This window comes from Brenneria izbisi, from assembly GCF_025840185.1.
Lineage (GTDB): Bacteria > Pseudomonadota > Gammaproteobacteria > Enterobacterales > Enterobacteriaceae > Brenneria > Brenneria izbisi.
The window spans coordinates 1-510 of the sequence record NZ_JAMPJU010000050.1; the positions used below are offsets into that span (position 1 = coordinate 1).

General features: G+C 50.0%; 1 protein-coding gene. It reads right to left on the reverse strand.

Going from position 1 to position 510, the window contains the following annotated elements:
- Positions 1-20: 20 nt before the first annotated feature.
- A partial coding sequence (locus NC856_RS17690; protein ID WP_264091709.1) for a phage tail protein occupies positions 21-510 on the reverse strand: 490 nt, incomplete at its 5' end.

A 510-nucleotide genomic window follows, 5' to 3' on the forward strand; every position in this document is an offset into this window, starting at 1 on the left:
ACACCGGATTGGCAGGCAGATCATCCAGCCTTGATGATAAACATCACGGCTATATTTTTCGGACGAGTTTCTTTTCCACCGAAGGAAAACATTGGGTTTCCTGTTCCATCCCTTCTTGGAGCAGTGCCGTCGGGTTCAGTAGCAGCATGAGTGATCATCGGCCCTGATGCGTCCGTTTGTGGAAAACCCTCTCCATCGGTTGCGCCTTGATGTTCATGAGACATTGTTATCGCATGTTTATGTGAAATGATCTCATCATCCTGATAGCTTAAAATCGAGCGTGAACCATCAGGATCTACCCCAGCATCATTATCCCAGCCTCGTGGGAAATACCCCCGAAAATCTGGCACCCTACTGGATGGATAGAGGCTGGTCAAAACAGGATTTCCGCTGGGATTAAATAACTGGCCATTGAGTTCCAGCCAACCCTCTGGAGGCACCAGCGCGCCCCACATCATAATAGTGCCTGGCAGGACTGGAGAGGTTGATTTCCACACACCGGATTGGCAG